The sequence below is a fragment of the Mucilaginibacter aurantiaciroseus genome (assembly GCF_024055595.1).
GTDB classification, from domain to species: domain Bacteria; phylum Bacteroidota; class Bacteroidia; order Sphingobacteriales; family Sphingobacteriaceae; genus Mucilaginibacter; species Mucilaginibacter aurantiaciroseus.
Genome location: NZ_JAMXOF010000001.1, coordinates 71,506 through 85,580 on the forward strand (window position 1 = coordinate 71,506; position 14,075 = coordinate 85,580).

At 43.8% G+C, this 14,075-nt stretch carries 12 protein-coding genes; 6 read left to right on the forward strand and 6 right to left on the reverse strand.

Annotation, left to right across the window (positions count from 1 at the left end):
* The first annotated feature begins 61 nt into the window (after positions 1–61).
* The 3 genes from NAF17_RS00300 to NAF17_RS00310 all read left to right on the forward strand — a co-directional run bounded on the left by NAF17_RS00300 (position 62) and on the right by NAF17_RS00310 (position 3,224).
* Positions 62–1,957, forward strand: a complete 1,896-nt coding sequence (locus NAF17_RS00300) for a DNA topoisomerase IV subunit B (protein WP_252755977.1) — start codon at positions 62–64, stop codon at positions 1,955–1,957.
* 116 nt (positions 1,958–2,073) lie between these two features.
* Positions 2,074–2,568 carry a cytidine deaminase gene (locus NAF17_RS00305; protein WP_252755978.1) on the forward strand — a complete coding sequence of 165 codons (495 nt, stop codon included), beginning with the start codon at positions 2,074–2,076 and terminating at the stop codon, positions 2,566–2,568.
* Positions 2,565–3,224, forward strand: coding sequence for a GDSL-type esterase/lipase family protein (locus NAF17_RS00310; protein ID WP_252755979.1), 660 nt, complete (start codon positions 2,565–2,567; stop codon positions 3,222–3,224). Before NAF17_RS00305 ends, NAF17_RS00310 begins: the two co-directional genes overlap by 4 nt.
* A gap of 153 nt (positions 3,225–3,377) precedes the next feature.
* Here NAF17_RS00310 and NAF17_RS00315 read toward each other — a convergent pair whose 3' ends face one another.
* Complete coding sequence (locus NAF17_RS00315) at positions 3,378–3,803, reverse strand: nuclear transport factor 2 family protein (protein ID WP_252755980.1); 426 nt, start codon at positions 3,801–3,803, stop codon at positions 3,378–3,380.
* Positions 3,804–3,971: 168 nt separating this feature from the next.
* Here NAF17_RS00315 and NAF17_RS00320 point away from each other — a divergent pair, with 168 nt between their 5' ends.
* Positions 3,972–4,487 (forward strand): YdeI/OmpD-associated family protein, encoded by a 516-nt coding sequence (locus NAF17_RS00320; RefSeq protein WP_252755981.1) that lies wholly within the window; start codon positions 3,972–3,974, stop codon positions 4,485–4,487.
* Between the two features lie 39 nt (positions 4,488–4,526).
* On the opposite strand, the gene NAF17_RS00325 is transcribed toward NAF17_RS00320, so the two are convergent.
* Both NAF17_RS00325 and NAF17_RS00330 read right to left on the reverse strand, forming a co-directional pair.
* A complete protein-coding gene (locus NAF17_RS00325; RefSeq protein WP_252755982.1) occupies positions 4,527–5,057 on the reverse strand; it encodes a nuclear transport factor 2-like protein in 531 nt (176 codons plus the stop codon).
* 103 nt (positions 5,058–5,160) lie between these two features.
* Positions 5,161–5,409, reverse strand: coding sequence for a hypothetical protein (locus tag NAF17_RS00330; RefSeq protein ID WP_252755983.1), 249 nt, complete (start codon positions 5,407–5,409; stop codon positions 5,161–5,163).
* Positions 5,410–5,512: 103 nt separating this feature from the next.
* On the opposite strand from NAF17_RS00330, the gene NAF17_RS00335 reads away from it, so the two are divergent.
* Positions 5,513–8,347: a DNA gyrase/topoisomerase IV subunit A gene (locus NAF17_RS00335; protein WP_252755984.1), complete on the forward strand. Its 2,835-nt coding sequence runs from the start codon at positions 5,513–5,515 to the stop codon at positions 8,345–8,347.
* 12 nt (positions 8,348–8,359) lie between these two features.
* Positions 8,360–10,198 carry a glycoside hydrolase family 35 protein gene (locus NAF17_RS00340; RefSeq protein WP_252755985.1) on the forward strand — a complete coding sequence of 613 codons (1,839 nt, stop codon included), beginning with the start codon at positions 8,360–8,362 and terminating at the stop codon, positions 10,196–10,198.
* Positions 10,199–10,271: 73 nt separating this feature from the next.
* Here the strand turns inward: NAF17_RS00340 and NAF17_RS00345 are convergent, their stop codons facing one another.
* The 3 genes from NAF17_RS00345 to NAF17_RS00355 form a co-directional block, all read right to left on the reverse strand.
* Entirely contained in the window at positions 10,272–10,610 is a 339-nt protein-coding gene (locus tag NAF17_RS00345) for a hypothetical protein (RefSeq protein ID WP_252755986.1), read from the reverse strand.
* A gap of 85 nt (positions 10,611–10,695) precedes the next feature.
* The gene (locus tag NAF17_RS00350) at positions 10,696–11,562 is read right to left on the reverse strand and encodes an aldose 1-epimerase family protein (RefSeq protein ID WP_252755987.1); all 867 of its coding nucleotides are present in this window, start codon (positions 11,560–11,562) and stop codon (positions 10,696–10,698) included.
* 33 nt (positions 11,563–11,595) lie between these two features.
* Entirely contained in the window at positions 11,596–14,037 is a 2,442-nt protein-coding gene (locus NAF17_RS00355) for a bifunctional YncE family protein/alkaline phosphatase family protein (protein ID WP_252755988.1), read from the reverse strand.
* Positions 14,038–14,075: the final 38 nt, after the last annotated feature.

The following is a 14,075-nucleotide window of genomic DNA, read 5'->3' on the forward strand; positions in this document are numbered from 1 at the left end:
GTGGCGTAACTTTATTTTTGCGTGTCGGGCTAAATCAGCACCAAAAACATTTGATCTTAACATGGCAGAAACAGTAAATTATGATGATGATAGTATCCGGTCGTTAGACTGGAAGGAACACATCCGCTTAAGGCCGGGTATGTACATTGGTAAGCTGGGCGATGGCTCTGCCTATGATGATGGCGTATACGTGTTGCTTAAAGAGATCGTTGATAACTCGATAGATGAGTTTGTAATGGGTTCTGGCCGTACCATTGAAGTCACCATGAGCGATCATAAAGTTTCTGTACGTGACTATGGCCGTGGCATCCCATTGGGTAAAGTGATAGATTGTGTATCTAAAATAAATACCGGTGGTAAGTATGATAGTAAGGCGTTCCAAAAATCGGTAGGTTTAAATGGTGTGGGTACCAAGGCGGTCAACGCTTTGTCAAACTCGTTCACCGTACAATCGTACCGCGACGGGCGAACCAAAATTGCCGAATTTGAAAAAGGCGAACTGATTCGTGACGAACCTGAAAAGGAAACCTCGCAGCGTAATGGTACGGCTATCAATTTTATCCCTGATGATAGCATCTTCCGCCATTACCGCTTTATACCGGAGTTTGTAGAGAACATGATCTGGAACTATGTGTTCCTGAATGCCGGTTTAACGTTAAACTTTAACGGGCAAAAATACCTTTCGGAACGTGGCCTTTACGACCTGCTGGTACGCAACGCTGATGCCGAGAACCTGCGTTACCCTATCATCCACCTAAAAGGCGAGGATATAGAAATTGCCATGACGCACGGCCAGTCGTACGGTGAAGAATACTATTCCTTCGTAAACGGGCAGCATACTACGCAGGGCGGTACACACCAGGCAGCTTTTCGCGAGGCTGTAGTTAAAACCATCCGCGAGTTTTATAAAAAGGAATTTGATGCTTCGGATATCCGCGCATCTATTGTGGCTGCTATCGCGATAAAAGTACAGGAGCCGGTTTTTGAATCGCAAACCAAAACCAAACTGGGTTCGCAAAATATTGGTCCGGAAGGCCCGTCGGTACGTGGTTTTATTAACGATTTCCTGAAAAAAGAGCTGGATAATTACTTGCATAAAAACCCTGCTGCTGCCGATGCCTTGCTTAAGCGTATCCTGCAATCAGAGCGTGAGCGTAAGGATATTGCCGGCATCAAAAAACTGGCGAATGACCGCGCCAAAAAAGCATCGTTGCATAACCGTAAGCTACGCGATTGTAAGCTGCATTTTGATGATAACCACGAACGGAAGCAGGAAACAACCTTGTTTATTACCGAGGGTGATTCGGCCAGCGGGTCTATCACCAAATCGCGCGATGTGCAAACCCAGGCGGTATTCAGCTTAAAGGGTAAGCCACTAAACTGTTTTGGCCTTACCAAAAAAGTGGTTTACGAAAACGAGGAGTTTAATCTGCTGCAGCACGCTTTGAATATCGAAGACGGCATTGATGGACTGCGCTACAACAATATTGTAATTGCTACCGATGCCGATGTGGATGGTATGCACATCCGGTTATTGCTGATGACTTTCTTCCTGCAATTTTTCCCCGATCTGGTTAAGGCCGGGCATGTGCATATCCTGCAAACGCCGCTATTTAGGGTGCGTAACAAAAAGCAAACCATATATTGCTATAGTGACGAAGAACGCCGCAATGCCATTGCCAGCCTTGGTGTTAAACCCGAAATAACCCGATTTAAAGGTTTAGGAGAGATCTCGCCTGATGAATTTGGGTTGTTCATAGGTAAGGATATCAGGTTAGACCCTGTGTTCCTGAAAGATGCAAACATCAAAGCCCTGCTGGAATATTTTATGGGTAAAAATACGCCAACCCGCCAGCAACATATTGTAAATAACCTGCGCGTAGAAAAAGATGACGAAAGCGTAAATCCGTTAATAGCCGAAAATTTGGATAAGGTGGAATTGCCGGTAGCGGTGTAGTTTGATATTAAAGAAATAAGCCTTAGCTTGTATATCTCAATTTATTTTAGGTTGGGGGATTTTATTTCATAAATTATAAAGAACCCTCTCCGAGGAGAGGGTAGGGTGAGGCTACCATGACAGAACACGACATCAAAGTATCTTTTAAAGAATACGATACCATAACCGAACTTGATACCACAGACCAGGCCCTTTGTGCAGAAGCTGTTAAAGCGATGGCAACTTCACATTCGCCCTATTCGAAATTTAGGGTGGGGGCCGCACTGCAATTGCAAAGCGGTAAAATTATCCATGCTAGTAATCAAGAAAATGTAGCTTACCCATCGGGCCTTTGTGCCGAGCGGGTTGCTTTGTTCCATTGGGGGGCAGGCCATGCCGATGATCCGATTGTGAGCATGGCGGTAACCGCGCATACCGACGATTTTGCTTTATTGAAACCCGTTACTTCATGCGGCGCGTGCCTGCAGGTAATGGCCGAAGTTGAGAAAAGGCAAAACAGTCCGTTAAGGATGCTGTTATATTGCATAGATGGACCCGTGTGGGCTATTGATGATGTAAAAAGCATGATGCCTTTTATGTTTTTTGAGGAACGTTTAGTACAACCGGTATGAAGATCAGAATAATATTACTTTTAGTTTTAGCCACCTTTGGTTTAGCTGCCCACGCGCAAACAGGTTTCCCGTTTGATAACGAGATCCGCGATTTTAAACACCAGGACAGCCTAAAAATGCCAGCCAAAAATGGCATCCTGTTCATTGGTAGTTCATCTATCCGCAAATGGACTGACCTGGAGCAACGCTTTAGCGATAAGCCCATTATTCGCCGTGGTGTTGGCGGTTGCACAATTGAGCAGTTGGTAAATTATTACACGCCATACATCTTATACCTTTATCATCCGCGTAAGGTCTTTATCTATGCCGGCGAGAACGATATCGCCGCAGGTAAAACGGGTAAATTTACAGCCCGTCGGTTTTATACCCTTTGGGCCATGGTCAAACAAAACCTACCTAATGCAGAGATCTATTATATGGCCATCAAGCAAAGCCCAAGCCGCGCTAAATATTTTTCGGAAGTTAGGATCGCCAACGAAATGGTGCGTAATTTCATCAAAACCCGTAAGAAAACCCACTACGTGGATGTGGCTTCGGTGATATTAGATCCAATCACCAAAACGCCTGATACCAGCCTTTTCGAAAGCGATATGCTGCACCTGAACAGTAAAGGCTATGATAAATGGCAGGCAGTGCTACTCCCGTATGTAAATTAAAATCAATATCGAACATCGAATGTTGAATTTCAAATCATAAAATAGAAAAACTTCGATATTGGACATTCGAAATTCATTATTTGATATTCTTTTTAATTAGAAAGGCCCCCCAATATATTGGGGAGCCCGTCACACTCAAACACTAACTATATATTAGGTAAAAACACTGTAAACGTTGGTGATCTTCCAGCCAGTGCCGGTGTTGGCTAAGGTTACGTAGTTGCTGCGGGTAAAGTGGTCATATTTCATATCCACTTTTACCACGGCCATATCTGTGTTGTTCTCTACAATACGTGTGCTGGTGGTACAGGCCTGCTCAACGTTTTTCCCGGCTTTTAAAAAGTCGGTCATTTCTTTTTTATTGTAGCTTAATACAGTATTGCCACGTTGTATATCAAACTTCGCCGATTGATCTATCACCTGGCTCAAGTTGCTTACACGGCCCCGGGTCATGGCGTCTACGTAGGTATTAATGGCGTGCGTTTTTGTTAAATTTTCTGATGGTACATCCTTAGCTTTTGCGAAGCTGCAGGTAATTAAAAGGGCTAATGCAAGGGTAACTGATTGGAAGGTTTTCATGATGTGGTGATTTTAGATTGTAATTAATGTGTGTGTATGTTTAAAACCGATCAGTTAATTTCTATACATAAGATGCAATCGGTTATCAAATAGTTACACCGCAAAGTGTTAAAACACCGCTTTTAACAAACATTTAACATTTGGGCCTTAATAATTTTATATTTGGCTATGGTTGATTTTGCCACCATTATACTACAAGTAACTGAGCAAGGGGACAGAATGGGATGGACTTATATTGAAGTCCCTGCCGATGTTGCGCAGCAGTTATTACCGGGCAATAAAAAATCGTTCAGAGTGCGTGGTAAACTGGATAATTTCGAGATAGCCGGGATGGCCTTAATGCCGATGGGGAGCGGCAACTTCTTTATGTCGCTGCGCAAGGAGATCCGTAAGGGCATCCGCAAAACTAAGGGCGCAACTCTGCGGGTACAGTTGGAGACCGACATGGATTTTAAGATAGAAATGCCCGATGACCTGAAAGATTGCTTCGATTATGAGCAACCCGAAGCTTTTGAGTACTTTAATAGCCTGGCAAAATCGCACCAGGGCTATTTTATAAAATGGATAACCGATGCCAAAACCGAGGATACCCGCGCTAATCGCATTGCCAAAACCATCAACGCCGCCATAAGGCGAATGGACTACGGCGCTATACTGCGCGAACAGAAAATGTTAAGAGAATAAAAAACCCGGCAGGGCCGGGCTTTTGTGTTTTTCGGTTTATTATTTCTTCATACTAAAGTGTCTTGCATATTCATGCAGCTTGGTCACCCTATTATTTTTGATCAGCATATCATTTACAAGGGCGACAGAATCTGCCTTGCCCGTTTTGTCTTTAGTTTTTTGGATATACCAGATAGATACCCACTCGTCATTAGGTGTTTTTTTGCCTTTAACAGATTCTACATCAACTATTCTCAGTTTTACTTCACTGTATGGGGCAAACTCTTCTTTTACCATTTTATTCAGTTGGCCTACCTTGCCGTTAAACTGGCCGCCATCGTACCAAAGTTCAACGCTATCCGCAAAGTAGTTTCTTAGTTTGGCAGTATCGTTGCTTTCAAAGGCCTTTAGCAGGTTAAGGGCCAGCAACGAGTTTTTGGTATCGTGGTTCATATCCCACTGGTCGGGCGTTTTAACACCGAAAGGATAAGTAAGCGTGTCCTTTTTTGTTACGGCGATATCAGCAGCGGGTTTACTTTGGCATGCCGCAAATATTATGGGCACAAAAAACAGTAAATAGTTTTTTTTCATATTGCAAAGGATTTAAGTTTAATTTGCCCTAATGTACAAAATGAAATTAAGATACTGATAATAAAATGTTTAGGAAGTTATTGATTGGTGTCTTTTGTAAAGATTAGTCGGTTAAACCAAAGCTTTTGAATTGCTTTGCTATTCTATTATTCACTTCTTCATGGGTGAAAATTCTGCTTTCTTCTATGTCTTTGAGGCCGGCTTTTATACCTTCCATTTCCACGTCCGATATTTTAACCTTGTGGAAATAGTAGATGTGGTTATCATACATTAAGTTTTTTACAGGTTTAAGTTTCTCTACTATTTTCCTGAACCTGGTGACTTTGGCATTGTGTTGAGATTTCTTTTTCACAGTGTTAAAATAGTCGGTTTTGTATATAAAAACAACCTTTTAGCACACCCTGTTTTCTGCGCATTTGCCTATCTTTACAAATCCATAATTTTTTAGCTACAGAATGAGCGACGATCTGAACACTCCTGATATCCCTGAAAGTAATAACGACGAAAATAAACTCAATAAAGTCACTTCTCTTGACGGCCTGTACGAAAACTGGTTCCTGGATTATGCATCTTATGTAATACTTGACCGTGCCGTTCCTCACTTAAATGATGGTTTAAAACCTGTACAACGCCGCATCCTGCACTCGCTTAAGGAAATGGACGACGGGCGATTTAACAAAGCCGCCAACGTTATTGGTAACACCATGAAATATCACCCGCATGGGGATGCTTCTATTGGCGATGCCATGGTGCAAATAGGCCAGAAAAACCTGCTGATTGATTGCCAGGGTAACTGGGGCGACCCTATAACCGGCGACTCGGCAGCAGCCCCGCGTTACATCGAAGCACGCCTTTCTAAATTTGCGTTGGATGTTGTTTTTAATGCCGATACAACTGTTTGGCAGGCCAGTTACGATGGCCGTAACCGCGAACCGATAACGCTGCCGGTTAAGTTCCCGCTGTTACTTGCACAAGGTGCCGAAGGTATTGCTGTAGGTTTGGCTACCAAGATACTACCGCATAATTTTATTGAACTGATAGATGCATCCATTGCTGCACTAACCGGCGTAAGGCCCAATTTATTGCCCGATTTTCCGACAGGGGGTATGGCAGATGCTTCGGCATATAACGAAGGCCAGCGTGGTGGCAAAGTGCGTGTGCGTGCTAAAATTGTAGAGCGCGACAAGAAAACCCTTACCATTACTGAGGTTCCTTTTACCACCACTACAGGTAGCCTTATTGATAGCGTGATCTCTGCTAATGATAAGGGTAAGATCAAGATAAAAAAGATTGAGGACAACACCGCGCAGGATGTAGAGATTGTGATCCATCTGGCGCCGGGCATCTCTCCCGATGTTACTATAGATGCGCTTTATGCATTTACAGATTGTGAGGTATCCATATCGCCAAATACCTGTGTGATCCAGAGCGATAAGCCGCGCTTTATGAGCGTGAACGATATGCTTACCGAAAGCACTTTCTTCACCAAAGAATTGTTAAAGCAGGAGCTGGAAATAAAGCTGAAAGAGTTAATGGAGAAGATCTTTTTCAGTTCGTTACTGAAGATATTTATCCAGGAAGGGATGTACAAACATCCCGACTATGAGCAATCATCAGATTTTGAAGGCGTATTAGTGGTTTTGAACAGGTTGTTCGAGCTATTCTTTCCGCAGTTTTACCGTACCATCCTGCCGGAAGATTACAAGAAGCTTATAGATAAACCGATGAGCAGCATCACCCGTTTCGACGTGAAGAAAACGGATGAGCAGATAATGGCTTTAGAGGCCGAAATAAAAGTGGTTAAAAACCACTTAAAACACCTTACCGATTACACCGTTGCCTGGTTTGAGAAACTACGTGAAAAGTACGGAAAGGAACGTGGCCGTAAAACCGCGCTACGCACATTTGACAGGGTGGAAGCCTCGCAGGTTGCTTTGGCAAATGTGAAACTTTATGTGAACCGCGAGGACGGTTTCATCGGATCGGGCTTAAAGAAAGACGAGTTTGTGTGCGATTGTTCGGATATCGATGAGATCATCGTTTTCCGTGGCGATGGTAAATTTGTGGTAACCAAGGTGCAGGACAAGGTATTTGTAGGTAAGGATATTGAGCACGTTGCCGTGTTTAAAAAGAACGACGAGCGCACTGTTTATAACATGATCTATAAAGACGGGCAAAGCGGTGTTAGCTACATCAAACGTTTCTCGGTAACGGGCGTAACCCGCGATAAGGAATACGATTTGACCAAGGGCAGCAAGGGCTCTAAAACGCTATATTTTACCGCTAACCCTAACGGCGAGGCCGAGATAATTAATGTGCAACTGAAACCGCACCAAAAGTTAAAGAAACTACAGTTTGATGAGGACTTTGCTGCAATTGCCATTAAAGGCCGTGCATCTATAGGTAACATGGTTACCAAATACCCGGTTAAAAAAGTGGTGCTAAAAAGTAAGGGGATATCTACATTGGCCGGCCGTAAGATCTGGTACGACGAGATCCTGAAGCGCCTTAATGCCGATAGACGTGGTAAATATCTGGGTGAGTTTGACGGTGACGACCGCATCCTGAACGTATTAAGCAACGGTAATTACGAGTTAACCAGCTTTGACCTTAACAATCACTTTGATGATAAGATGATCATCATCGAAAAATATGATGCTGCCAAAGTATTTGCCGTGGTGCATTACGATGGCAAATCGAAGAACTACATGGTGAAACGCTTTGTGTTCGAGAATACGGTTATTGGTAAACAAACCAGCATCATCAGCGACGAAAGCGGCTCTAAATTAGTATTGATATCGGGCGCGACACAGCCTGTTGTAAAAATAGAACAGCTAAAAGGCAAAACGCTGATCCCTGAAGAGGCCGACCTTAACCTTACCGATCTGATAGATGTAAAAGGTATGAAGGCCATGGGTAACCGCTTATCCGTCCACCAAATAAAAAGTGTGGAGCTGTTAGCCGAACACGATGATGAAGCCGATGTACCAGACCCGGCACCGGATTCTGTTGAGGATACCGAGATCACCATCACCGGCGAGGATAAGGAAGTTACAGATACTGCACCGGCATCACCTATAGCAGCGGCCCCGAAATCTGAGCCAAAAAATCTTGTTATAGAGCAGGAAAAACCGACTGAAACGGTAGCAATAAAACCAGAAGTGCTATCAGAGGAATCGTTGAAATCACCAGAAATAAAATCGGTGGAATCACCCCAAAAAATAGATTTCGAAATAACCAACCCGGATGATATTGATATAGACAATAAAGGGCAGTTTGGATTATTTTAATACGAAAAAACTATGTTGAAGAGAATATTAGTTTATTGCGCCCTGTTGTTTAGCGGCGTTACATCAGTTAATGCGCAGGAGGTAAGCCATACTTTCGCCTTTGGCGATAACGATTTTTTGCTGGATGGAAAACCCCTGCAAATGATCTCGGGCGAGATGCATTATACCCGCATCCCCCGCGAATTGTGGCGCGAGCGTATTAAGATGGCCAAAGCCATGGGCTTAAATACGATTGGTACCTACGTTTTTTGGAACGCGCACGAACCTGTGCAGGGTAAGTACGATTTTACAGGAAATAATGATATAGCCGAATTTGTACGCATAGCCAAAGAAGAAGGAATGTGGGTAGTAATGCGCCCAAGCCCTTACGTTTGCGCCGAATGGGAATTTGGCGGTTACCCATGGTGGCTGTTGAAAGATAAAACCCTTAAGGTGCGCAGTAAAGAGCCCGCCTTTATTAACGCCTATCGTAATTATATGATGGAGGTGGGCAAGCAACTGGCGCCGCTGCAGGTAAACCATGGCGGTAACATCCTGATGGTGCAGATAGAGAACGAATACGGCTCGTTCAGTAACGATAAGGAGTATCTGGCTCAAAACGAAAAGATTTTCCGCGACGCAGGGTTTGACGGCCTGTTATTTACCTGCGATGGTGCAACCCAGATGCCCGCGGGATATTTACCGGGCTTTTTACCTGCGGTAAACGGCGAAGATAACCCGGCCAAAGTAAAAGAGCTGATCAATAAATACCACAACGGCAAAGGCCCATATTATATAGCCGAATGGTACCCGGGATGGTTTGATAGCTGGGGCAAGCCGCACAATGGCAGCAATGCCGATGAAGACTCCAAAAAACTGGATGAGGTTTTATCGGCAGGTATCTCTATCAATATGTATATGTTTCACGGCGGTACCACGCGCGATTTTATGAATGGTGCAAACATGAGCCGTACCGAAGCTTACGCCCCTCAAACATCAAGTTATGATTACGATGCCCCGCTAGACGAAGCGGGCAACCCTACGCCAAAATATTACAAGTTAAGAGCAGTTATAGCCAAGCACCTGCCTGCAGGACAAACCCTGCCGGATGTACCCGAGCGCAAACACCGCACCTTTGGTTTAGAGGTAATTAAATTTAGCGGTGTAGCAAACCTGTTTAGCAATTTGGGCAAACCTGTGGAAGCTGAAAGGCCAATGAGTTTTGAGGATATTGACCAGGGTTACGGCTTTGTACTTTATCGTACCACATTACAAAATGCTGCGAATGGCCTATTGAAAATTAAAGAGCTAAGAGATTATGCGACGGTGTATTTAAACGGCAATCGCATCAGAGTATTAGACCGCCGTTTAAGGCTGGATTCGCTGCAATTGAACAGTACCACACCAAACAGCGTACTGGATATTTTGGTAGAGAACAATGGACGTATTAATTACGGCCCATATTTGACCGATAACCGCCAGGGAATCACCGAAAAAGTAACTTTAAACGGACAGGAATTGCTTGGCTGGAAAATGTATAAGTTACCGTTTACAACAACGGCAGGATTTAAATATCTGCCTGTGCAAAATCAAGCTGAATTACAACCAGCCCTCTACCGCGGCACGTTTTCGCTACGCGGAGTAGTTGATACTTACCTTGACATGAAAAACTTTGGTAAAGGCTTTGTATTTATAAACGGGCATAACCTGGGCAAATACTGGAACATTGGCCCGCAGCAAACTTTATATGTACCTGCCGCATGGTTAAAGAAGGGAGTTAACGAAGTGGTAGTGTTCGACCAGCTAAAAGGCGGCCATGCCGAATTGTCGACCCTTGACCATTCCGAATTAAACCAGGTTATTAAAGAATAATCCTGGAATGATTTACAAATAAACAAGGGCACCATTTTGGCGCCCTTGTTTATTTGTAAATGTCTTGAGATAATTACAAGATTAGGATCAACACTAAGATGATGATGATGATTGCACCAATTGAAAGGTAAACGCCACCGCCACCCATAGCCTGGGCTTCTGATTTTAGTTCTTTCAATTCAGATTTTAATTCTTTCTTTTCAGCTTTGTTCAATTGAGATTTATCCATTGATTTGATCTCGTTAACCCGTAGCTTTATTTCTTCAACACGAGCTTCTTTCTGCTCTTTGGTCATGTTGGCAGCAGCTTCTTTGTAAACGTCTTTCTTGTCGTTAATTGTAGCAGCGTTACTGTTAAAGGCAGCTACAGTCAGTAGCATCGTCATGGCAATTAAATAGATTTTCTTTTTCATAGTTGTAATGTTGTAAAACGTTATTTTACAGATAAGCTTAAAAACAAATCAAATGTTTTAAAAAAGCTAAAAAAATGTTAAGTTTTTATACACTTATATAAAAAGATGCCTCAAAAACATGGCCTGCAACCACTTTTTGTATATTCTCTTTAACGGTAATATCCTTTGATTCACCGGCGCTATCCGCGCAGCCCAGCCATGGCTCGATACATAAAAAATCGGCACCAGGTTTAGACCACAAGCCCAGGTAGTTAAAATGTGGGAACTCTACCGAAAGTGATTGATTGTGTTTGGTGCTTTTGATAGTCACCATGCGCGATTTTAGGTTTTTAAACACCAGGGCGTCTGCGGCAAACAGGTCGCGGGTTAGGGCAAGCTGCTTGTTTGGAGTGGGTACGGGATGTGTTTCGCCGTTAAAAAGGCCGTCTTTATTAAGCTCATGGCTTTGCAGGTTTTCCTGCGTTTCAAACTCAATGTAATAATCCTCATATTTTTCGCCCGCGTTAAAAGGTACGTTAAACGCGGGGTGCCCGCCAACCGAAAAATAAACAGGTTTTTTATCGCGATTAATGAGTTTATAAGTGATCCTAAGTGCGTTATCTATCAATGTGTACAGCACCTGAAAATCGAATTTATATGGATACACTGCCAGTGTTTTTTCCGAATATGGAAGCGAGAAGCCTGCATGCGCGTCATCGCTTTCCAAAACAATAAATTCCGAAGTACGTGCAAAGCCATGCCTGCTCATTGGATGGGTTTGTCCATCTACATGCAGTTGGTTGTTCAGCAATCCGCCTACAATAGGGAACAGGTTTGGCGCGTGGTAGCCCCAAACATCAGGGTTGGCCTGCCACATTTGTTCAACACAGGCTTCTTTATTCAATAACGAGCTTAATTGTGCGCCCTTGCTGTCTATGTTAACCTTTAAAAATTCATTCTCAAGGATAGTCATTACGTTTTTTTTGGTTTAGGCTAACTTAACAATTTAATCGTCGTCATGTTTCTTTTTTTCCAAAATTACAAAGGCACTGCGCTTAGGGGCCGGCATTACGGCATCTTCCCCTTTAACAGATTTCCACACTACCTCGTTCAGGTCAAGGTCGGGTGCTGCATCGGCTTCTTTTAAATTAAACGCTGCCGACCGGGCACTGCTTTTATTAACGGCTACGTTGCGTTTTTCCAGGTCAACCTCCGCAGGTTTAGCGGTGTAGGGCTGCAGGTTTGGGGTAGCTGTAAAGCAATCGTACAATGGTACGGCGGCGGCATCATACTGGCTCATAGGCGGCAGGCCCAAAATAAGTTCGATGGTGCGCAGTACGCCGGATGTAGAATACATGTTATGATTAACCACATTCCGTTTAACATACGGCCCGGCAACAAAAACCGGTGAGCGGTGCGCATCTATGTGGTCGGGGCCGTTTTGGGCGTCATCTTCCAATATAAACACAACCGATTCTTTCCAGATACTGCTTTTAGATAAATGTTCTAAAAATTGACCGATGGCAAGGTCATTATCGGCAACACAGGCGATAGGTGTAAAAGCACCTTTTTTTTGCCCGCTGGTATGATCGTTAGAAATACGGATGCTGTTAAATTGTGGCACAGCATTAATGGTTAATAACGAGTCGAAATCGTGCTTCCAGATAGCTACACGGGTAACGTCTTTTACATCCATATCAAAGCCCGGCGACTGCTTGCAATAATGCCCTTCAAGCGATTTTAGGCTGGCTTTTGAAGGTTCACCATCGGTAACAAACTCGCCATACGTTCTGTAGCTTACCCCGGCACGCTTACAATAATCCCAGATGTAGCCATCGCGCGGGTATGCTATTTTGCGGGTACCCTCGTAATCGTAAGTTCCGCCGCGGCCACCGTAGCTGGTTGGCCATGTTTTTTCAGTATAATCGGTAGCGTATGCTGCCATGCTCCAGTTGTGGCCATCGGCGCTAACCTCTGCGTCTACATAAAAGTTGTCCATCAGCACAAAATCATTTGCTATAGCGTGATGGTTTGGGGTTACTTGTTTGCCAAAAATACATAGGGAGGTATCACCGTTTCCGGCTGTAACATCGCCCATCACCTGGTCATACGTGCGGTTTTCTTTGATGATATAAAAAACGTGTTTAATGGGCGATTTTTCGCCTTTTCGGCGCGGTATTGGGTTGCCATTTTCGCCATTTGCTTTCGCGGTGGTTTTGGTGTTGAAAGGTGTGTTGGCGTAAACCTGTTTGGTATATGCTTTAAGCTGAATATCGTTTGGCGCGTCAATAAATGATAGGGTGCCTTTAAATAGCCCGCCAATATATTGGTCTCGGCTGTTGGTAGCCCCTGTTTGGTAGCCGCTGTTATCAACCTTTTTAAACGGCTGCGGGCCCTGCGGGTTAGCCATAGATGTAAACCCTTTTCCGTTAGAAACCAGGATCTTTTTATTTAAAACCTTAACATTGGTAGGATACCAGCCTACGGGGATGAAACCCAGGCTTTTACTGTTGCCCGGGTTAGCTACATCAAAAACAGCCAGGCAATTGTTATCGGCATTGGCTATGTAAATTGTTTTTTCGTTTGCAGATAACGCGAAGCCATTAGTTGTAGAGCCTGTTAAATGCGTAGGGTATAAGGATGTGGCAACCGTTTCTAAAATTTTGCGTGTAGCTGTGCTGATCACTGAAACCGAGTTGTCGTTAGCGTTGGCTACAAAAAGGAGCGAACCCTTTTTATTAAGCAACAACTCATTAGGGTGGCTGCCGGTTTTAATAAAGCTTAGCTTTTGCTCAACAGTATTATAAAAGGCTACTTTATCACCTCCCCATAATGATATGTACAGTGTTTTGCCATCGGGCGATAAAACGCAGCTATAGGCTTCGGCAGGCAGCTTTACTTTATTGATGACAACATTGTTGCCGGGATTGATCACATAAAGTGAGCTATCTTCTTTAGTAACCGTATATAGGCGGGTATTTGCTTTATTTACGGCTATACCTGTTGGGCATATTTTGTTTTTTGGCCAGGGGGCGCCAAGTTTAATGGTATCGGGTATCCCTAATTTATTGTTATTGATGTTAAACGTTAAGATGCAGTTATCGTTACCGCCGGATGCATAGAGCTTTTTTTCATTGCTACTAAACGCGATGCCGTACCAGGATTTTTTTAATTCCTGCTGGTCCAGCAATGTCTCGCTTCGCGGATCTATCAATTGTAACGATTGTGTGCTTTGGCCGTTGTTGGTTACGGCAAGTAATTTGCCCGAAGCAGATAATTGAATGTTAAGCGGCAGATCGCCCAAGGGTAACGAGCGGCCGGCCGGACTAAGTTTCCACCCGTTAGGCAAAAGTACCTGGCCGGTTGGCTGTTTACCGGGTTTGTTTTGTGCTGATGCGGTAACCGTTAAGGTAAAAGTAAGGATTCCAAGTAAAAATAGTTGTTTCATATCAAGGCTGTGTACCCAAAAGTACGTAACGCCTTGGT

What these genes read in the sequence shown, in the direction of transcription:
- NAF17_RS00350 (WP_252755987.1), bottom strand. Translation starts at nt 11,562, where the DNA reads ATGACTATCCTTGAGAATGAATTTTTAAAGGTTAACATAGACAGCAAG.
- NAF17_RS00340 (WP_252755985.1), top strand. Translation starts at nt 8,360, where the DNA reads ATGTTGAAGAGAATATTAGTTTATTGCGCCCTGTTGTTTAGCGGCGTT.
- NAF17_RS00310 (WP_252755979.1), top strand. Translation starts at nt 2,565, where the DNA reads ATGAAGATCAGAATAATATTACTTTTAGTTTTAGCCACCTTTGGTTTA.
- NAF17_RS00355 (WP_252755988.1), bottom strand. Translation starts at nt 14,037, where the DNA reads ATGAAACAACTATTTTTACTTGGAATCCTTACTTTTACCTTAACGGTT.
- NAF17_RS00315 (WP_252755980.1), bottom strand. Translation starts at nt 3,803, where the DNA reads ATGAAAACCTTCCAATCAGTTACCCTTGCATTAGCCCTTTTAATTACC.
- NAF17_RS00325 (WP_252755982.1), bottom strand. Translation starts at nt 5,057, where the DNA reads ATGAAAAAAAACTATTTACTGTTTTTTGTGCCCATAATATTTGCGGCA.
- NAF17_RS00300 (WP_252755977.1), top strand. Translation starts at nt 62, where the DNA reads ATGGCAGAAACAGTAAATTATGATGATGATAGTATCCGGTCGTTAGAC.
- NAF17_RS00320 (WP_252755981.1), top strand. Translation starts at nt 3,972, where the DNA reads ATGGTTGATTTTGCCACCATTATACTACAAGTAACTGAGCAAGGGGAC.
- NAF17_RS00335 (WP_252755984.1), top strand. Translation starts at nt 5,513, where the DNA reads ATGAGCGACGATCTGAACACTCCTGATATCCCTGAAAGTAATAACGAC.
- NAF17_RS00305 (WP_252755978.1), top strand. Translation starts at nt 2,074, where the DNA reads ATGACAGAACACGACATCAAAGTATCTTTTAAAGAATACGATACCATA.
- NAF17_RS00345 (WP_252755986.1), bottom strand. Translation starts at nt 10,610, where the DNA reads ATGAAAAAGAAAATCTATTTAATTGCCATGACGATGCTACTGACTGTA.